This window comes from Colwellia demingiae (assembly GCF_007954275.1).
GTDB lineage: Bacteria > Pseudomonadota > Gammaproteobacteria > Enterobacterales > Alteromonadaceae > Colwellia > Colwellia demingiae.
In genome coordinates, this window is record NZ_VOLT01000010.1 from 114,646 (window position 1) to 133,875 (window position 19,230).

Consider the following 19,230-nt stretch of genomic DNA (forward strand, 5'->3'; position numbering starts at 1 on the left):
CCTACATTCTTAAACCACCACCAACGACCACTGTTTGGCCACTGATGTAGTTTGATTCGGGTGTGCAAAATAAATAGATACCGTTAGCTGCTTCTTCAGGCGTACCGCTACGCCCTACTGGTACAGCTCGGGCAAAATTCTCATGGACTTTCTTAGGTATGCCGATGCTGACTTCTTTACCATCAACGACAATTGTTTTTTTCTCATCGGTTGCTTGTGTGAGGCGAGTTTCAATAAAACCAAACGCAACAGAGTTAACGTTAATTTTTAGTCGACCTAACTCTTTAGATAATGTCTTGGTCATACCGCCGAGTGCGGCTTTCATTGATGAATAATTAACTTGACCAACATTGCCGTATTCACCAGCAATAGAAGAAACATTGATTATTTTACGGAAGACTTCTTCTCCCGCTTCTGCTTCTGATTTTGCTACTGGGCTAACCGCTTTAACAAAAGCACGGTTTAACTTAAAAGGTGCCTTAAGATGGATATCGTACATAGCGTCGAACTGCTCATCAGACGCTTTAGTTAACATCGAATCCCAAGTGTAACCGGCGTTATTTACTAAAATATCAGGTGTACCAAAGGCTTCAATTGCTGCGGCAACAAACTCTTCAGCAAAATTGTCAGCCGTTACGCTACCAATATGTGCGATAACGTCACCACCCATAGCTTTAATTTCAGCAATAACGTCTTCTGCTGAAGCTGGGTCTAAATCATTGATCACAACCTTGGCACCTTCTTTGGCAAACTTAAGTGCTAATGCCTTACCAATACCGCGACCAGAGCCGGTAATTAGTGCTACTTTATTTTGTAAATTCTTACTCATCATATTCTCTTTATTTCTGTCGTTAATTAAATTGCTTGGCTTCATTGGGTAAAGATCACGTAAGCGCTATTTCAGCACTGCCAGAAATTTTAATGTCACCGTTTTGATCTTTCGCATCAATAAGTAGCAGTACGAACTTGCTGCCATCACGCTCAAATTTTTCTTTAACGATGGCGCTACAGGTGATTTCTGCAAACAGCTGTGTGATAGCGGTAAAGCGCACATCTATCTTTTTAATGGCGGATTGAGGAACCCAACCCGTTAACAGTCGACCCAAATAGGCTACTGACAACATGCCATGAGCAAAAACATCATTCATGCCTGCTTTTTTTGCGAAGTCTATATCGATATGCATTGGGTTGTGATCTCCTGAAGCGCCAGCAAATAACGCTAGTGTGGTGCGTGAAATTGCCTTAGTTTGTAATACGGGTAACTCATCACCCACTTGAACCTCATCAAATCCAATCATTTTAATAACTCTCTTTTATTAAATTTTGTTCTATTTAACATAGTATTAGTTACGAACAACGAGTGTTGTTGTCATATCTGCAACGTGTTGACCAAGTTGATTAGAAACTTTCGTTTTTTCTACTAAAAATTCTAACGCGCCAGCTTTTTTGTCATAGATATCTGCGATGTGGCTTTCAAACGTTAATGAGTCTCCAGCAACAACGGATTTATGGTAAACAAATGCTTGATTAGCATGGAGGATTTTGGCCAGTGACGCGCCTACTTTTTCATAGTTTTCAAACGGGTTAGGTACGTCCATTTTTAAACTAAAAAAGAAGGTTAGTGGCAGTGGTAAAGATTCATACCCTGCCTCTTTTGCCGCCGCTTCATCAGTATAAATAGGATTGTTCTCACCGATAGCTTTGGCAAAAAAGCGTAACCGACCTTTTTCAACTTCAGCGGTTACCGATGGAAATACTTTACCTATATCGCTTTTATCTAGCATGAATTTCTCTCTCAATATTTAAGGGTCAGGCATCGCAGTTACGATGTAAAAAGACGCTAAATAGTAAATATTCTTGTTATGTGTTGTGCTGTCTGCTTTAGTTAACTGCTTTGTTATCTTCATTGTTATCGCCCTATTAAAACTAGCAAGTTAACGTATTGTTCTTATATGACAATAAACGTCAAAATTGAAATCAATTGACGTATAAAAACAAAATGGCCATGATAACTAGGAAATTCACCTGCTAATAACTGAATGAATAAAGGAGAAAAAATTGAATCAAAATGATATCTCTACCGCAACAGGTGAGTTATTTGCTACCAATATCTTTGTGAGGGATTTTTGCTTTCTTGGTGAATCGTTAGGCCTTGCAAGAGAAGAATTTGCTAGAAGAATAGGGCTATCATTAAAATCAATTGAAGATCCCCAAGTGGTAATCTCGAAGCATTATATTATCAAGGGATACACCATTATCCTCGAATACTCTGATGATGAGTTTCTAGGCGCTGGAACAGCAAAATTACCAAGAGGTTCAGTAGACCTCATGGTTAAATCAGCAAGTACAGAGCAAACTTTAGCTCAAGCGTTAAAAGCGATAGAACAAGTGATTAGAATATCCCAAAGTCCGGTCAACTCCTCCACGATAATTGAGGGTTCACTTGTACGTTGGCGCTTTATACCCAAAGTTAAAGATCCTCGGTTTTCACTACTCATCAGTGCTTTATGTACATGTATGGGACACAAAGTATTGTCGACGTTGATCAAAAAAGAAATACCTTTGAAATACAGTAACTTTATGGAAGATAAGCCCAAAAACATTAGTGATTATCAATTTCTATTTTCTTGCCCGATAAAATTTAACCAGCAACATTGTGAATTAGTTTTTGATATTAAATGGCTCAAACAACCGGTGAAGTGTAATTATCAAGAAGTAAAACCCTACTTAGATGTCCCCCTCTCATTGATCACATACTCTTTTCAGACCTTAGGCTTTATTCGGCAAATTAAAGATCTGTTATCTGCATGCCCCTATGCTAGGTTTCCAAATCAACTTGAACTTGCTGAGCAGTTAGGTGTATCGGTGAGAACCATGCAACGTAAGCTTGATGCAGAAAATTCAAATTACATGCAGATTAAGGATGACATTCGCCAAAGAAAAGCGATTTTTTATCTGGAACATACCGACAAACGCCTTGACGAAATTGCCGAGCGTTGCGGTTTTAGTGAAATGGCTTCTTTTACGCGAGCCTTTATTCGCTGGACCGGTTACAGCCCTTCTAAATACAAAAACTAGCCTTTATACCGAACAGGTAAATAGATTGCTCTTGTCTTTATACGCCAATTGATTTCAATTTTGGCGCTTATTATCATGTTTCTTTTATCACCAAACCGATAGTTTGAATAGCAAGATTGAAGCAGATTTAACGATAACTATAATAATACCAGTTGCACTAAGCGCTCATTTTATTTCGTTCAAAAAATATAACAGCGTTTTTTCAGTTGAAAAAAGAGGTTTTTATGTACTTTTATCAGGCACTACAACGCAATGCGACAATATTTAGCAATAATATTGGCACATCTTTCGGTGATAGAGAGCGGACATGGAAGGAAGTGGAACAACGGGTTGCCAAACTTGCCGGTGCATTAGTTGAACATGGGGTTGGACAAGAAAATCATGTGGCTATTCTCGCCATGAATTCAGACAGGTATTTCGAATATTACAATGCGATTCCATGGATCGGAGGCATAGTTGTACCGCTAAACATTCGCTGGTCGATTAAAGAAAATATCTATTCATTAGAAAATTCACAAAGTAGCGTACTTTTTGTTGATGATGCCTTTCTAGAAATGGGGAAAGAACTGGCAAAACAATGTAAAAATATTCAAGTCATCATTTATATGGGGGACGGTGAAACTCCTGCAGGCATGCATAATTATGAACAATTAATTGAAAGTGCCAATGCCATTACTCCCGTTAAGAATGATTATAATAATCTTGCCGGTATTTTTTATACCGGTGGTACCACTGGCTTTCCAAAAGGAGTGATGCTGTCGCATACTAATTTATGGTCAAGCTCTATAGTCGTCACGGCAGAAATGGGCTTAAACGTAGCCGGTGAACGTTACCTTCATGCAGCTCCTATGTTTCATCTTGCCGATGTCGGCGTAAGTTATGCCATGGTTATCGGAGGATTATGTCAGGTATTTATCCCTTATTTCGAGGCCACTTCTGTTATTGAAGCTATCGAACATAAAAAAGTAAATCACGTTTTATTGGTTCCGACTATGGTGACCATGATGTTGGCAACACCCGCATTAGATAACGCCAATTTTAGTAGCCTTAAGCATATTATCTATGGCGCTTCTCCCATGCCAGAAGGTACGTTAATTGCTGCCATGGAAAAAATGTCCTCGGTACAATTTATTCAAGCCTACGGTCAATCTGAATTATCGCCTGTTATATCGATTCTACCGGCCGAGTATCACGTTTTAGAAGGACCAAACGCAGGAAAACTTCGTTCGGCTGGACGCGCTGGCTATTGTGTTCGTGTTGAAATTCGTGACGAGAATGGCAAGGTATTACCCACAGGTGAAGTAGGTGAAATAGCGGCATCGGGTCCAAACACCATGTTAGGTTATTGGAATAATACCGAACAAACCGCAGCAACCCTTATTGATGGTTGGGTGTTGACGGGCGATGCCGGTTACATGGACGAGGATGGTTTTATTTTCTTGGTCGACAGGCTTAAAGATATGATTGTTACCGGGGGAGAAAACGTTTTTTCCGCTGAAGTAGAAAATGCGCTATCTCATCATCCTGCTATTCAAGAGTCCGTTGTTTTAGGTATTCCAAGCGAGCAATGGGGCGAGGCTGTTCATGCCATCATTCGACTTAATGAACAACAAGAAATAACAGATGAAGAGGTATTCAAGCACTGCCGTGAATATATTGCAGGCTATAAAATTCCTCAGAGCATTGAAATTAGAGCAGAAGCTTTCCCAATAACAGGTGCAGGAAAAATAATGAAAAATGAATTACGTGCGCCCTATTGGATACATGAAACAAGAGCAATTAACTAATGAGACCATTTTTACCCATGAAAAATAACTTAACAATGAATTTTACCAAAATAATAACCACTTGTTTATTAGTTACTTCAGGAATAGCCTCTGCGACCACGGATACAGAGCGGCCAAACATACTAGCTATCTGGGGAGATGATATAGGTCAAAGTAATATTAGCGCTTATACCCATGGCATGATGGGTTATAAAACCGCCAACATTGACCGTATAGCAAAAGAAGGTGTGTTATTTACCGATTATTACGGCGAAAACTCTTGTACTGCTGGTCGTGCAGCCTTTATTACCGGTCAATATCCGGTACGAACGGGATTAACCAAGGTTGGCTTGCCTGGCTCTGATAAAGGTTTACGCGCAGAAGATGTCACCATTGCCGAACTATTAAAAGATAGAGGTTATGTTACTGGCCAGTTTGGTAAGAATCACTTAGGTGATAAAGATGAGTTTTTACCAACCAATCACGGTTTTGATGAGTTTCTGGGAAATTTGTATCACTTAAATGCTGAAGAAGAACCTGAACATCCAGACTACCCAAAAGATCAGGCCTATAAAAAACGTTTTGGCCCAAGAGGCGTTATTCATTCATATGCTGATGGAAAAATAGAAGATTCAGGGCCGTTAACTAAAAAACGCATGGAAACAATTGATGATGAGTTTTTAGCGGCAACGACAAAATTTATCGATAAAGCGCATAAAAATAACAAACCTTTTTTTGTGTGGTTTAATGCCACTCGCATGCATATCTGGACACATTTAAAAGAAGAGTCTAAAGGTTTATCAAAGCGTGGCGGCATATACGGTGATGGCATGATGGAGCATGACTATCAAGTTGGCGTATTACTAGATCAACTAGACAGTTTAGCTATTGCTGACAATACCATAGTGCTATACACAACCGATAACGGTGCTGAAGTCTTTTCTTGGCCTGATGGTGGCACCATTCCCTTTAAAGGTGAAAAAAACACCACCTGGGAAGGCGGATTCCGTGTACCTGCTATGGTGAGATGGCCTGGCAAAATAGCCGCCGGCGACGCTAAAATAGAAATGGTGTCACATATGGACTGGGCACCAACACTGTTGGCTGCTGCAGGTGTCAATGATATTAAAGAAAAGCTAAAACAAGGGGCCACCATTAATGGCAAAAAGTACAAAGTACATTTAGATGGTTATAACCTTTTGCCATACCTTACGGGAGCAACCGATGAAGCGCCTAGACCGAGTTATCTGTATTTTACCGATGGTGGTGATTTATCAGCCGTTCGTTTTGGCGATATGAAACTTCAATATAGTATTCAAGAATGTGAGGGTTTAAATGTTTGGATATGTCCATTAACCCCCTTAAGAGCACCGCTGTTAACCAATTTACGTCAAGACCCTTATGAACGAGCTCGAGATGAATCAGGTAGTTATGAAAGGTGGTATGTGGATCATATTTTTGAATTTTCTCGCGGCATTACCATGACAGCACAACAGATGAAAACCTTTGTTGAATTTCCTCCTCGTCAAAAGCCGGCCAGTTGGAGCGTAGATGCCATGGTTAAAAAAATAATGGGTATGTCAGTACCACAATACTAGTGCATGCTATCGCTTCATTGAATTTCAATTAGCTTCAATTAGAATATAAGCAGCAAGATAATATAATCCTGCTGCTTATATTTTTTGAAAGCGGCATTAACATTCAATCGTTATTTTCTTCCCTTATCGTACTATTCATACTCTTACACTCCCTCCCCTGTTAAACCTCTACAGTTTAGCCTTACGATAAATAGCGGGCGCCATGCCTATATTCTTTTTAAATAATCGCGAAAAGTAATAGGTATCGTGATAACCCAATTCTGATGCGACATGCTTAACAGACCGTGGGGTGCTATCTAACAAATAACATGCGCGTTGCATTTTCATATTAATAAAATAACTAATCGGTGACTCGCCCGTGACTTGTTTAAATTTCTTGGAAAAATGATATTTAGATAACTTGGCTACTTCAGCTAATGAATCAAGATCAAGCTTGCTATGAATATGCTCTTGCATCATGGCGCGTATATTCTCTGTATCAAAGGTATTGATTGCGCTAGGTTGTCGCTGCTGCACTAATAAGGCGATATAACTTAACAACGCTTGAACCTGATGACCGCCTTGAATAAATTCAGCCAAACTATGACTACTGTGACGAAGATGTGAGATACCATCAAAGACCCGAATGACTCTTGGTTGTACGCCGATATTAAACTTACGTTCAACAATATTTATGTGTCTACAAAAATCGTTTGCTAAAGTGCCATCAAAATGAAGCCAATATAATGTCCAAGGCGATTCTTTACTCGCTTGATAGCTGTGCTTTGAACCTGCGGGTAAATAAAAGATATCGCCACTGTTAATAGTGCTTGTTTTACCTGCCATCGTGAGAGAGCCGCTACCCGCCGTACAGTAAATGAGAATATGATCGGGATGACCTTTACGCTCCATAGCATGACCACTTGCTGTTGGGTAATATCCCATTGCGGTAACAAAAAGCCCTTTAGCTAACGGATCGGCTTGCAAACGCTTAACTAGCACATGTGGGGTTATAAAACGAATACCCTCTGCTGTAAGTGGCCAACGTGAAGGTTTACTCATCTATCAGTTCTCATTTTAAACTCCACCTCTAAGAATATGCATTGGTCACATCATGAACAGCAATATAGTCCATCAAAAGAATAATATAGTTAATTCACGCCCCTATTTCAATGTGTTTATATAGTCATAGTAGTTTTACCAAAGCAATAAAGTTCATGTTATTGTTTCATTAAAATATAAAAATAATACAATCAGGCCATACCAGTTATCATGGTAATGACTCGAATTAAGGGCATTTATGAATTTTTTACTGAACGAAGATCAATTAGCTTTTCAAGATGCTGCCCGAAGCTTTGCAGCGGGAGAGATGAAACCGTTTGCGAGTGAATGGGATGAGAAGAAAATTTTTCCCAAAGCCATGTTTAAAAAAGCCGGTGAATTAGGATTTATGGGTATGTACTGCCCAGAAGACGTAGGTGGTATGAATTTACCGCGCTTAGATACCTCGATCATTCTTGAAGAACTAGCTGTAGGCTGTACTTCAACGGCAGCCTTTATTTCTATCCATAATATGGCCAGTTGGATGATATCCACTTGGGGTACTGAATCAAGTAAACAGCAATGGTGTGATGATTTAGTGATGGGTCAAAAACTCGCATCATATTGTTTAACCGAGCCAGGTGCTGGCAGTGACGCCGCATCATTACGTACAACCGCTAAAAAAGACGGCGATTATTACCTGCTTAACGGCAGTAAAATGTTTATCAGTGGTGCGGGTGAAACTGATGTATTGGTCGTAATGGCACGTACTGGTTCACAAGATGACGGCGCTAAAGGTATTTCAGCTTTTGCAGTACCTGCTGATCTTGCTGGCGTTAGTTATGGCAAAAATGAAGATAAGATGGGCTGGAATTCACAACCTACTCGCGCTATTAGTTTTGAGAACGCTAAGTTACCTGCAGATTGTCTATTAGGCGCTGAAGGTGAAGGCTTTAAAATTGCCATGAAAGGCTTAGACGGTGGTCGAATTAATATCGCTAGTTGTTCAATTGGTGCTGCGCAAGCGTGTATTGATTTGTCACAAGCTTACATGCAAGAACGTAAACAATTTGGTAAACCGCTGGCAGCTTTTCAAGCCTTACAGTTTAAGTTGGCTGATATGGTGACAGAATTAGTGGCTGCACGACAAATGATTCGATTAGCGGCAAGTAAAATTGATATAAATGACCCTGATAAATCGACTTATTGTGCCATGGCAAAACGTTTTGCAACCGATATTGGTTTTAATGTTTGTAACGATGCACTGCAATTACACGGCGGTTACGGCTATATCAAAGAATATCCTATCGAGCGCTATATGCGCGATGCACGAGTTCATCAAATTCTTGAAGGTACCAATGAGATTATGCGAGTAATAACCGCACGACGCATATTAGAAGAAGGTGCCACCGATATTATTCGTTAAAGCACTTGAGTATGCAGCTTGCTAAACCAACCCTGCGGGGACGTATATTCAAGTAGCTTGGTTATATATTATAAATTTTTTAAACAATATTTTTTTGGAGTTATCGATGAGTGATTTATTAAAGGTAGAAAAACGCGGCCATGTCGCTATTGTGACTTTTAACAACCCTCCGGCAAATACTTGGACACCTGAGAGCTTAAATTATCTAAAACAGTTAGTCGGTGTACTTAATGAAGACAAAGATAACTACTCACTTATTTTAACGAGTGACAGTGAAAAATTCTTTAGTGCTGGCGCAGATTTAAATAGATTCAACCATGATGACAAAGGTTTATCCTTTGAGTTCTCAGCCGCTTTTGGCGGTGCGTTTGAAGCCTTAGCCAACTATCAAGGTGTTTCCATTGCTGCGATCACTGGCTTTGCTATGGGCGGAGGTTTAGAAGTCGCTTTGTCTTGCGATGTTCGAATATGTGAAGAGCAAGCGCAAATGGCACTACCTGAAGCATCTGTTGGTCTATTACCCTGTGGTTTAGGCTCGCAACAACTGTCATGGTTAATCGGTGAAGGCTGGGCTAAGCGAATGATTTTATTAGGTGAACGTATCAAAGCACCGCAAGCTGAAAAAATAGGGCTAGTATCTGAAGTCGTTCCGACGGGCACTGTATTAACACGCGCTTTAGCGTTGGCAGAAAAAGCCGAAAAACAATCACCAACCTCAGTAGCTTTTTGTAAGTCATTAATTATGGAAGCACGTAATGGTGACATAAATTCTGCTTATGCTAAAGAACGTGAACTTTTTGTAAAATTATGGGATACCGAAGATCAAAAAGAAGGTGTTAGCGCCTTTGTTGAAAAACGTAAACCTCAGTGGAAGAATAACTAATGACAAGCCCTGTAATAGTTGAAGAATTAGCAATTAACAATGGCCAATATATTGGTGTTTTAACACTAAACAGTGAAAAAACATTAAACGCATTAACGCTGGAAATGATTGACCTTATGTCAGTTCAATTACAGCATTGGCAAAACAACGATGAAATTGCCGCTGTATTGATTCAAGGCGCGGGTGAAAAAGCCTTCTGTGCTGGTGGTGATGTACAAGCTTTGTATAAGTCATCGATTGAACAGCCCGGTGGTCCATGCGAGTATGCAGAAACATTTTTTGAGCGAGAGTATCGCCTAGATTATTTACTGCATAATTACCCTAAACCAACCATTGCTTGGGGCCATGGCATTGTGATGGGCGGTGGTCTGGGAGTTTTTGCTGGTTGCGCTTATCGTATTGCCACCGAAAGAACACGTATTGCGATGCCAGAAGTGACCATTGCATTATTTCCGGATGTCGGCGGTAGTTACTTTTTAAATACCATGCCGGGTTATTGTGGTCGATTTTTAGCATTAACAAGTTCCTCCATTAATGCTGCTGATGGTCTTTATGCAGGTATTGCTAACTACGCCATTGCTCATGCAAACAAACAAAACATTATCGATGAGTTGTTGTCATTAGAATGCCCTCCCATTGAAATCAACAATAGCTTAGATAATATTTTCAGTCATCATCAAAGTCAGTGTATTGACGATATTCCTGCTGGAAACTTAGCCATTAATCAGACATTAATTAACGATTTATGTCGCAGTGATGATGTAGAAAAAATAGTGGCTAATTTTTATGCACTCGAGACTGATGATAAGTGGCTTCAGCGGGCAAAAAATGGTTTAGCCAGCGGCTCACCTTTAGCGGTTAAGTGGATATTCCATCAACTCGAACTTTGTAAAGGTTTAGGTTTAAAAACTGTCTTTGAAAAAGAAGTACTACTGGCAACTACTATTATTCGTCACACCGAGTTTGCTGAGGGTGTACGGGCTTTATTGATTGATAAAGACCAAAATCCAGACTGGCAATATAAGCAGTTGAGTGAAGTTACCAACGAAGTGATAGCACCATTTTTTGAAGCACCTTGGCAACAAAACCCGTTGGCTGATTTATAGCTTTTTAAATATAACAATATTAACCTCAGTAATGAGGTTAATATTACAACTAAAAAGTAGCTTTCATTGATTTAGGAACAACTGACTCATTACTTATTTTTCTATAAACAGCTACTTTTCTAGCAGCCTCATTCAATTCACGTTACAAGCATTAATCATTGTCGAGAAAGCTTCAAAATTCATATTATTCGGATTGTCCCGTGCTGTAAATCCAGCATAAAGATAAAAGATACTTAGCACTGAAGAAAGTGGATTTGCGTTGACTCCTATAGGATAGCAAGCAAGTCGATAAGAAAGTTACTGCACTATTTGACAAAAAAGAGTAAGATCTTGCGCTAATTTGTTACACCTTAATTTGTCACAGATTAACGTATTAGCATAAGCTCACTGGTAAGTGTTTACTCGAATAATCACATTGCTAACAAGATAGTAACTTAAACATAAGTATTAAAAGCAATGGATAACAAAGCAGCCTCGCTACATTCAGATATAGATACTGTTCTAAATAATTATGATTATGACTTTTCTGAAGTTGAAATAAATATTTTAGGCAATGGTCATATCAATAATACTTATCAGTTAACTACCCCTAAAGTTGAGTTTGTCTTACAGCAAATTAACCATGTTGTTTTCCCCAAAACCGCAGAGTTAAGTAGTAACGCTCAAAAAATCAACCTGCACTTACAACAACAGAAAGATGCCGGCAACTACCCGCTAACAGTTCCTCAGCAAATATTAACCAAAACGGGTGAGACTTATAGCAAAGTTGGCGATAACTATTGGCGCTTGATGGAATTCATCAGTAACTCCTACACACTAGAGGAAGTTGAATCACCAGAACAAGCGGCACTCGTTGCTAATGCTTTTGCAGAATTTAGCTGTACGCTAAGTGATTTTCCCGTTAAAGAACTCGCTGTTATTATCGAAGACTTTCATGATATTAGTTTCCGCATGCAACAACTTAACGAAGCCGTTAAAAACGATCTGCAAGGTCGTTTATCGAGTTGCCAAACATTAGTAAACTTTTGCTTAGATCAACAAGATTTTATTAATCATGTTGCCGAGATTAGTAAAAAATTACCCCTACACGTTACACACAACGATACTAAGATAAACAATCTATTATTTACCACAGGTGACATCCCTTGCGCGGTAATTGACCTTGATACCTGCATGCCTGGCTTATTGATGCATGACTTTGGCGATATGGTAAGAACATGTTGTAGTAACCTTGCAGAAGATGACACCAGTATTGATGACATGGTGATTAAATTTGATATTTTTGAAGCATTAATTCAGAATTATCAAAATGCTTTTGGCGATAAGATGACTGCGCTGGAAAAAGACAGCTTAATTGTTGGCGCTAAGTTATTACCTTTCATTATTGGTACTCGTTTTTTAACAGACTACTTAAATGGTGATACCTATTTCCAAGTAAGCCGTGAAAAGCATAATTTAGATCGCGCGATCAGCCAAGTTCAATTATTTACTTTACTTTGTGAAGCTGAGCTTGAGTTAGTAAAACTCGCTAAGTAAACATTGTTAATAGAAGATTCTCTACTCTTAAGTTCTCTAGTCAAAATAACGGCTATCAATATAGCGTAATATCCATGACTATTTATTCTAAAAGCCTTTGAGAAAAGCGATTAATAAATCTCTCCTATAGCCTAACGCTGAGTTACGTTGTATAACAATCACTCTACTGTTACCATAATCTAGTTCATTAATTTAAAAGGATTTTTCATGAAATCATGGTGTTTTTTTGTATTCGTTTTTATGCTCTCTGCATGCGGAGAAGGCGGGGGTTCATCTGATAATAAAATATCGTCCCAGCATTCAGAAATAATTTACCTTAAAAGTCACTCTATAAACGACTTAATAAAGTTAGAAGATGGCACGCTATGGAGTATTGTCGGTTTATCACTCGGTGATGGAACGCTTAGTGCTGGAGAAGTAGACGTCATTATTTATGATAACCCAAAGGATTTTGGTGAGCCTAACCAGGGTATTAAAGGGCAATATTACGTATTCATTAACAATAGCGCCGCTAGCTTTTACATTGACCCGATCCAAACCCCCACTATTTTACAACAAGGAAATATTGAGTTAGCGCCATTATCCGTAGGTAGCGTAATGTTATTAGATGATGATTCAATATGGAGAGTTAACGGTATTGACTATTCAGACATTAACACTGGGGGTATTTTTGATTACACACTCTATACTGTAAGAAGCAACTTTCCTGATCTAACGTCACAAACAGCTGAAAAACTGGGCGAATCTAGTGCGTGGTATTTATATAATGAATACGCACCTTTTGGTTATTATCTTAAGCCTTTAACGAAAGCAAAAATCATATGGCAAGGCCTTCACACATTTTATTCTGAAGGTGAAAATGATTCAATACTGTTAAGTGATGGTTCTTTATGGGTAATTACGGGTGCCTTAGCGCCAGCAACCACTGCTTCAGGAGAATATTCAATAACATTGATTAAAAATGTAAGTTCGCTAGATGAGCCTACCCTTGGAGACAAAGCAGAAACAGTTATGTACATACAGGGTCATGAAACGGCTTTTTACGTGAAAAAAATATAACCGCAGTTACCCCATATTTAGAGGTGTATAACAACACCTCTAAATTCACTATGCCGCTATAACCACCAACCACCGCATAAAATTCCCTTCTATCTATCGCTTACTTGTGAAGCTTTAGACTCTCAAAAGCCTTTGAATACTATTTAAAACACCATTCCTTCATTGCTGTGATACTTCTGTGATTAATTCTCCAACAAAAAGTGATAAATGCGTGATCTCCAAGCGATAATTCAGTCGCATACTTTCTTTACTACAACAAAACCATACCAAACAGATTGGTATAATCTAACTGCAAAGGAAAGTATCATGAAAGTAATCAAGAAATCGCCAATCACATCTACATTAAGTGTTTTAGCACTCGCGCTTGCGAGCTCAACCACTATGGCACAAGAATTATCCATTACTGTCACAAACCTAACGCAAGGTTTGTACTTCACCCCTGTTATTACAGCAGCACATACCAGTGAAAATCACATTTTTATGGCGGGTGAAATGGCTAGCGATGAGCTTCAAGCCATGGCTGAGGGTGGTAGCATCTCAGGTTTATCAAGTATATTAACTAATGCCGACGCTAATATTAATGAAAACCCTGCTGGAGGATTATTAGCACCAGCAATGTCAGCAAGCTTTGATTTAACGAATGACAGCACCAATACTCATTTATCACTTACTGCGATGGTTTTGCCTTCTAATGATGGTTTTGTTGGTTTAGACAGTTGGAAAATACCTGAAGAAGCCGGTACTTATACCGTATTTTTAAATGCCTATGATGCGGGTACCGAAGCCAATGATGAACTTCGTGGCAGTGGTGCACCTGGGGAAGCTGGCATGCCAGTGCCACCACCACTAGATCCTCTATTAGGCATGAACGGTACTGGCGTAACAGATATGGAGTCAAACGATAAAGTACATATTCACCGTGGTAGTTTAGGTGATAGTGATATGTCTGCAGGCACAAGTGATATTAATAATAGCGTGCAACGTTGGTTAAACCCTGTCGCTAAACTTACCATTACCGTGAAATAAGGGGGCAACATGTTAACCTTTAACACTCAAAAAAAGAGTACAAAAAAACTAGCTAAGCCATTACTTATTGCGGGTTTACTCACTTTAGGTCTATCTGCTTGTAATGATAATGACAATGCGGAGACTCCTCCAGAAGAAGTTCCTACGGAATATAGCTACTCATTAACGCTGACTAATCTAACCTACGCTCAGCCTCTTTCACCTGCAGCGGTTTTACTTCACGGCGATGCTAAAATGTGGCAAGTTGGTCAAGCAGCTTCAGTGGCTTTAGAGAAACTAGCCGAAGGTGGAGATAATACTGACTTTATTGCACTAGAGAATAATCTAGCTACAGCAACGGCTGAAGGCCCTACTCTACCTGGTACCAGCGTTACTGTGAACATCAGCACAATGGATCCTACAGCAACTTATTTGACCGTTGCCACAATGTTGGTGAATACAAATGATGCTTTCTCGGGTCTTACTGGTGTAGATATATCAACATTGACCCTTAACCAAGAAAAATCGTGGCGATTAAACGTCTACGATTCGGGTACCGAGCAAAATAACGAAGCCGCCGGTACTATTCCAGGCCCAGCAGATGGTGGGGTTGGTTATGATTCAACGCGAAATGATATCGATCTAGTCGGTTATCATTCAGGTGTGGTTAGTAAAGATGATGGTTTACCAAGCTCAGTACTAACTCAGGCTCATCGCTTTGATAACCCTGCAGTTAAATTAACTATAACTCGAACTAAGTAGTGTCCTTGGTCAAGATACCAAGCGGATTAATTAATTGACTAACTTAGAGCTACAGTAGTGAACTTAGAACAAACAAAATTTTTAAACATAGTTATTCTATATTTCATTGGTTTTGTGATGTTATCAGTTTTCTACTGAGCTCCCGAAGGGCGAGTTTAAAAGGTTTATATACGGCGTTATTGATTTTGACAAGGGGGTAACCATTCTCTTCAATCAATGCCTTGCCTCTAAACCTTTTAATTCTCGCTAAGTAATCACTTAATTAGTTCGCTTGGTATAGGTGGCTCAGTTCACTCATTGGCCAAAATATGAAAGATAATATTCTAATAATTGAAGACGAAATTGATATTGCCAAACTTATTAAGGTGCATTTATCTGAATTAGATTTAAATTGCGATATTTGTACTCAAGGAAACGAAGCATTACAACAAGCTTTAACAAAAGACTATCAGCTTATTTTGCTTGATGTGATGTTGCCAGGTATTAGCGGCTTAGATATTTGTCGACAAGTTAGGCAAGAAAAACCATTACAGTCCATTATTATGCTTACTTCTAAAACGTCAGAAATAGACCGTATATTGGGACTTGAGTTGGGGGCTGATGACTATATGACTAAACCTTTCAGTGTTCGAGAATTACAAGCCCGAGTCAGGAGCCAATTACGCAGGGTTCATGCAGTTACCGCCAAGAATGCCTCTGAAATTAACAGCTCGGTAATTGAAGAAAAACCAGCTCAAGAATCGGCTCAGTTAGATAAGACAAGTACATCGATAGGACAGCTGCTGGTTGATCATAGATTTCATCAAGTCACGTATAAAAATAAAGCAATTAATTTAACGGTTACAGAATTTGAATTGATTGATTTTTTCTGTCAGCACCCTGATCAGGTATTTTCACGTGCTCAGTTACTCGATGGTGTTTGGGGTTACCATCACAATGGCTATGAACACACAGTTAACTCTCATATTAATCGCCTTAGAAGTAAACTTGAGGAAGATTGTACTGAACCAAAAATAATTCAGACCGTCTGGGGAGTTGGTTATAAACTTAATTCAGCGGGCGTAATGCCATCAGCGGTATTATAATTTAGTAAGGACTTTTCTCCGATGAAAACATCACTTTATCAACGTTTAGCATTAACACTCTGCGCTACTTTCATGGTCATGGCCTCATTGCTTGTTGCTTGGAGTAACTCTTTAGTACAGCAATCAAAGTACCAGGCAGAGCAAAAGTTACACGTAAATCTCGCGGAACATCTAGCCCATGATAACCCGTTATTACAAGATGGTGTTTACGATAAAGCTGCCCTAGAAAACCTTTTTCATACGCTAATGCTTTTAGGTCCTGCCTTTGAATTTTACTTTTTAGATACCCAAGGTAATATTTTAACGTACTCCGCTGATCCCGCTAAAATAAAACGAAAGTCTGTTTCACTAACGCCGCTAAAAAAGCTTATTGATAAACCACAACAAGTGCCTGTTTTTGGTGATGATCCTCGAGATATAAACGATAAAAAAATATTTTCAGCCTCCCCTGTTTATCAAGGTGAGCTGCTGCAGGGGTATTTATATATTATTATTGGTGGCGAAATTTATGATTCAATTTTTAGCCAAGTGCAATCAGATAAAGACTTACAGAAGTATGGCGCATTTGTTGTCGCCGGCTTGTTCCTCTTTTTACTTGTTTTATTAGCTGTTTTTCGATTTTTCACTCGTCCGGTAAGAGAGCTTGCAACACAAATGCAGGCACTTAAAGCGGTAAAATTTGATCAAACAAAAGTACAATTAAAGCAATGGGGCTCTGAATCAAGCCAGAATATTGATAGTAATGAAGTGCACTTTCTCGGTGCTACGTTTAACGATATGGTTGTACAAATTAACCAACAGTTTTCTTTATTGACTGAAAACGACCGTATACGTCGAGAATTATTAGCCCATTTATCTCATGATCTACGGACGCCATTAGCGACAATGCAAGGGTATATTGAAATATTAGCGATCAAAGGTGACAATTTATCCAGCATTGAAAAACAAGATTATTTAGCAACCGTTCAGCGCAATGTTAGTCAACTTAAACGCCTTATTGATCAAATTTTTGAACTCGCGCATCTAGAAAATGGTCAAGTGACTGTCAATCTAGAGACATTTCCTATAGGTGAGTTGTTACACGACATTCTGGCTAAATTTAACTTAAAAGCTGCCGAAAAAAACATTGCGCTAACCTTACAACCTCAGCCTTGCCAATTCATTGTTTACTCTGATATTGCCAAGTTAGAGCGCATAATGACAAATTTATTAGAAAATGCCATTAGACATACCGACAATGGTGGTGACATTGTTATGACAGTAACTCAATTATCCACACAAGTTAAAGTAAGCGTGACTGATAATGGTAGTGGGATAAGTAAAGAAGATATCGCCTATATATTTGATGCAAGGTATAGAGCGAGTAATGCTATAGAAGATAGCACTCAGCATGCCGGCTTAGGTCTCGCGATTAGCCAAAAATTATCTCAAGTTATAAATTCTGAACTGATGGTTAAGAGTGAACTAGGCAATGGCAGCAGCTTTTCATTATCTATACCTATGTTGCCTTAATCATGAAAAGTTCTGCTGAAATTGAAACACTTTTGAACAAGATTTAACCGCGAAAGATCAACAGCCCCTAATATCTTGTCCGTTTTCTTAACACTGAGTTTGTGCCGTTAACGCCAAGATATTTTGTTGTGCATCAATGAGCTGTTTGCTTACTACCTTTTCGTGCTTAATTGCTTCATCCAGCGTAATAAAATGCATCGCATTATTTTTCTCTGCCACCATAATATTAGATTCACCGTCGATTAGTGCTTGCACAGCAGCTACGCCCATTTTTGTCGCGAGTATTCTATCTTTAGCAACGGGTGAGCCACCTCGCTGAATATGTCCTAAGATACAGGGCGTGCACTCAATATCAGCTTGTTGGTGCAATTGCTTCGCTAATTCTACTGCGCCACCTGGCCATAGATTTTCTGCGATAACAATAATATAACTTGAATGACGATTTTTCTTTGCTGTGGTAATTTCTGTCGCGAGTTGCTGTAATTTTGACGACTGCTCATTCGCGGTGAAATTTTCAAAAGATAATACCTGCTCTGCCGCACAAGCAATACCAACATTAAACGTAATATGGCCACAATGTCGCCCCATCAACTCAACAATAAATATTCGTTCAAAAGCATCTGCAGTATCTCGAATTTTATCAATCGCTTCTATACCCGTGTTCACTGCGGTGGCAAAACCAATGGTATAGTCGGTACCATCTAAGTCATTATCTATCGTACCGGGAATTCCAATCATCTGACCTGACCAATAAGATTTAAGCGCCAGCATTCCCGAAAAAGATCCATCTCCACCTATAACCACCAGTGCATCGATATCTTTATCATTTAAGGTATCAGCGGCTAATTGTAAGCCTTTTTCTTCATGCATTAATTGACAACGTGCACTCTTCAATATCGTACCGCCGAGATGAATGATGCCATTTACTTTTAACAAGGTTAACGATTCAGCCATAGCGATATATTCTTCACATACCAAGCCGTTATAACCATGATAAAAGCCAATCACTTCAATGTGGTAATGATGCGCTGCTAATACAACTGAACGTATCGCAGCATTCATACCTGGTGCATCGCCACCACTGGTTAATAGTGCAATGCGCTTAATCTGCTTAGCTGACTTAATTGATTTATTATTCATATTTTCACTCCAAACCCGTTACCATTCAAAGTACAAGATTTCTGCGATAATTAATATGACTTTGGTTAAGGTCTGTTGATCTATCGAGATATATTTACAGTAATTTGTTGGGTATTTATACACGGTAGAGCCTTTGTCATGTGGTTTTTCCACACAAAAAGGTGATAGCGCCGTAAAAATGAAGGTAACAATGGAGGTGACATAGCTAACAATAACGAACGACTGTTAGCTATGACGAATCATATAAATTGAAA

Annotated in this window: 17 protein-coding genes; 12 read left to right on the plus strand and 5 right to left on the minus strand. The window is 39.1% G+C overall.

The genetic code is table 11. From position 1 onward, the window contains the following. Window position 1 precedes the first annotated feature (1 nt). From ESZ36_RS17535 to ESZ36_RS17545, 3 genes are read right to left on the minus strand one after another with little or no spacing between them, the layout of a single operon-like run. The gene (locus ESZ36_RS17535) at window positions 2-832 is read right to left on the minus strand and encodes an SDR family NAD(P)-dependent oxidoreductase (protein WP_246129156.1); all 831 of its coding nucleotides are present in this window, start codon (window positions 830-832) and stop codon (window positions 2-4) included. Window positions 833-884: 52 nt separating this feature from the next. Next, window positions 885-1,298 carry a MaoC family dehydratase gene (locus tag ESZ36_RS17540; RefSeq protein ID WP_146790271.1) on the minus strand — a complete coding sequence of 138 codons (414 nt, stop codon included), beginning with the start codon at window positions 1,296-1,298 and terminating at the stop codon, window positions 885-887. A 45-nt stretch (window positions 1,299-1,343) separates the two neighbouring features. Then, a complete protein-coding gene (locus ESZ36_RS17545; protein ID WP_146790273.1) occupies window positions 1,344-1,784 on the minus strand; it encodes a MaoC family dehydratase N-terminal domain-containing protein in 441 nt (146 codons plus the stop codon). 274 nt (window positions 1,785-2,058) lie between these two features. Here ESZ36_RS17545 and ESZ36_RS17550 point away from each other — a divergent pair, with 274 nt between their 5' ends. The 3 genes from ESZ36_RS17550 (at window position 2,059) to ESZ36_RS17560 (ending at window position 6,442) form a co-directional block, all read left to right on the plus strand. Further along, on the plus strand, window positions 2,059-3,078 hold the full coding sequence (locus ESZ36_RS17550) for an AraC family transcriptional regulator (RefSeq protein ID WP_146790275.1): 1,020 nt from the start codon (window positions 2,059-2,061) through the stop codon (window positions 3,076-3,078). A gap of 224 nt (window positions 3,079-3,302) precedes the next feature. After that, a complete protein-coding gene (locus ESZ36_RS17555; protein ID WP_146790277.1) occupies window positions 3,303-4,865 on the plus strand; it encodes a long-chain-fatty-acid--CoA ligase in 1,563 nt (520 codons plus the stop codon). Beyond that, window positions 4,865-6,442: an arylsulfatase gene (locus ESZ36_RS17560; protein ID WP_146790279.1), complete on the plus strand. Its 1,578-nt coding sequence runs from the start codon at window positions 4,865-4,867 to the stop codon at window positions 6,440-6,442. Before ESZ36_RS17555 ends, ESZ36_RS17560 begins: the two co-directional genes overlap by 1 nt. A gap of 168 nt (window positions 6,443-6,610) precedes the next feature. Here the strand turns inward: ESZ36_RS17560 and ESZ36_RS17565 are convergent, their stop codons facing one another. Beyond that, complete coding sequence (locus tag ESZ36_RS17565; protein WP_146790281.1) at window positions 6,611-7,483, minus strand: AraC family transcriptional regulator; 873 nt, start codon at window positions 7,481-7,483, stop codon at window positions 6,611-6,613. Window positions 7,484-7,721: 238 nt separating this feature from the next. Between ESZ36_RS17565 and ESZ36_RS17570 the strand changes: the two genes are divergently transcribed. The 9 genes from ESZ36_RS17570 to ESZ36_RS17610 all read left to right on the plus strand — a co-directional run bounded on the left by ESZ36_RS17570 (window position 7,722) and on the right by ESZ36_RS17610 (window position 17,836). Further along, entirely contained in the window at window positions 7,722-8,888 is a 1,167-nt protein-coding gene (locus tag ESZ36_RS17570) for an acyl-CoA dehydrogenase family protein (protein ID WP_146790283.1), read from the plus strand. A 106-nt stretch (window positions 8,889-8,994) separates the two neighbouring features. Next, on the plus strand, window positions 8,995-9,771 hold the full coding sequence (locus ESZ36_RS17575) for an enoyl-CoA hydratase (protein ID WP_146790285.1): 777 nt from the start codon (window positions 8,995-8,997) through the stop codon (window positions 9,769-9,771). Further along, on the plus strand, window positions 9,771-10,877 hold the full coding sequence (locus ESZ36_RS17580; protein ID WP_146790287.1) for an enoyl-CoA hydratase/isomerase family protein: 1,107 nt from the start codon (window positions 9,771-9,773) through the stop codon (window positions 10,875-10,877). Before ESZ36_RS17575 ends, ESZ36_RS17580 begins: the two co-directional genes overlap by 1 nt. Before the next feature lie 456 nt (window positions 10,878-11,333). Beyond that, complete coding sequence (locus tag ESZ36_RS17585) at window positions 11,334-12,413, plus strand: phosphotransferase enzyme family protein (RefSeq protein WP_146790289.1); 1,080 nt, start codon at window positions 11,334-11,336, stop codon at window positions 12,411-12,413. Window positions 12,414-12,620: 207 nt separating this feature from the next. Continuing rightward, window positions 12,621-13,472 (plus strand): hypothetical protein, encoded by an 852-nt coding sequence (locus tag ESZ36_RS17590; RefSeq protein ID WP_146790291.1) that lies wholly within the window; start codon window positions 12,621-12,623, stop codon window positions 13,470-13,472. Between the two features lie 306 nt (window positions 13,473-13,778). Then, entirely contained in the window at window positions 13,779-14,498 is a 720-nt protein-coding gene (locus tag ESZ36_RS17595) for a spondin domain-containing protein (RefSeq protein WP_211357808.1), read from the plus strand. A 9-nt stretch (window positions 14,499-14,507) separates the two neighbouring features. Next, a complete protein-coding gene (locus ESZ36_RS17600; protein ID WP_146790293.1) occupies window positions 14,508-15,239 on the plus strand; it encodes a spondin domain-containing protein in 732 nt (243 codons plus the stop codon). 308 nt (window positions 15,240-15,547) lie between these two features. Then, window positions 15,548-16,324 (plus strand): response regulator transcription factor, encoded by a 777-nt coding sequence (locus tag ESZ36_RS17605; protein WP_146790295.1) that lies wholly within the window; start codon window positions 15,548-15,550, stop codon window positions 16,322-16,324. 21 nt (window positions 16,325-16,345) lie between these two features. Beyond that, on the plus strand, window positions 16,346-17,836 hold the full coding sequence (locus ESZ36_RS17610) for a sensor histidine kinase (protein ID WP_146790297.1): 1,491 nt from the start codon (window positions 16,346-16,348) through the stop codon (window positions 17,834-17,836). An 87-nt stretch (window positions 17,837-17,923) separates the two neighbouring features. Here the strand turns inward: ESZ36_RS17610 and ESZ36_RS17615 are convergent, their stop codons facing one another. Then, window positions 17,924-18,976: a 6-phosphofructokinase gene (locus ESZ36_RS17615; protein WP_146790299.1), complete on the minus strand. Its 1,053-nt coding sequence runs from the start codon at window positions 18,974-18,976 to the stop codon at window positions 17,924-17,926. Between the last annotated feature and the right edge of the window lie 254 nt (window positions 18,977-19,230).

What these genes read in the sequence shown, in the direction of transcription:
- ESZ36_RS17610 (WP_146790297.1), top strand. Translation starts at nt 16,346, where the DNA reads ATGAAAACATCACTTTATCAACGTTTAGCATTAACACTCTGCGCTACT.
- ESZ36_RS17570 (WP_146790283.1), top strand. Translation starts at nt 7,722, where the DNA reads ATGAATTTTTTACTGAACGAAGATCAATTAGCTTTTCAAGATGCTGCC.
- ESZ36_RS17600 (WP_146790293.1), top strand. Translation starts at nt 14,508, where the DNA reads ATGTTAACCTTTAACACTCAAAAAAAGAGTACAAAAAAACTAGCTAAG.
- ESZ36_RS17585 (WP_146790289.1), top strand. Translation starts at nt 11,334, where the DNA reads ATGGATAACAAAGCAGCCTCGCTACATTCAGATATAGATACTGTTCTA.
- ESZ36_RS17605 (WP_146790295.1), top strand. Translation starts at nt 15,548, where the DNA reads ATGAAAGATAATATTCTAATAATTGAAGACGAAATTGATATTGCCAAA.
- ESZ36_RS17590 (WP_146790291.1), top strand. Translation starts at nt 12,621, where the DNA reads ATGAAATCATGGTGTTTTTTTGTATTCGTTTTTATGCTCTCTGCATGC.
- ESZ36_RS17575 (WP_146790285.1), top strand. Translation starts at nt 8,995, where the DNA reads ATGAGTGATTTATTAAAGGTAGAAAAACGCGGCCATGTCGCTATTGTG.
- ESZ36_RS17545 (WP_146790273.1), bottom strand. Translation starts at nt 1,784, where the DNA reads ATGCTAGATAAAAGCGATATAGGTAAAGTATTTCCATCGGTAACCGCT.
- ESZ36_RS17560 (WP_146790279.1), top strand. Translation starts at nt 4,865, where the DNA reads ATGAGACCATTTTTACCCATGAAAAATAACTTAACAATGAATTTTACC.
- ESZ36_RS17595 (WP_211357808.1), top strand. Translation starts at nt 13,779, where the DNA reads ATGAAAGTAATCAAGAAATCGCCAATCACATCTACATTAAGTGTTTTA.
- ESZ36_RS17615 (WP_146790299.1), bottom strand. Translation starts at nt 18,976, where the DNA reads ATGAATAATAAATCAATTAAGTCAGCTAAGCAGATTAAGCGCATTGCA.
- ESZ36_RS17540 (WP_146790271.1), bottom strand. Translation starts at nt 1,298, where the DNA reads ATGATTGGATTTGATGAGGTTCAAGTGGGTGATGAGTTACCCGTATTA.
- ESZ36_RS17535 (WP_246129156.1), bottom strand. Translation starts at nt 832, where the DNA reads ATGATGAGTAAGAATTTACAAAATAAAGTAGCACTAATTACCGGCTCT.
- ESZ36_RS17565 (WP_146790281.1), bottom strand. Translation starts at nt 7,483, where the DNA reads ATGAGTAAACCTTCACGTTGGCCACTTACAGCAGAGGGTATTCGTTTT.
- ESZ36_RS17555 (WP_146790277.1), top strand. Translation starts at nt 3,303, where the DNA reads ATGTACTTTTATCAGGCACTACAACGCAATGCGACAATATTTAGCAAT.
- ESZ36_RS17580 (WP_146790287.1), top strand. Translation starts at nt 9,771, where the DNA reads ATGACAAGCCCTGTAATAGTTGAAGAATTAGCAATTAACAATGGCCAA.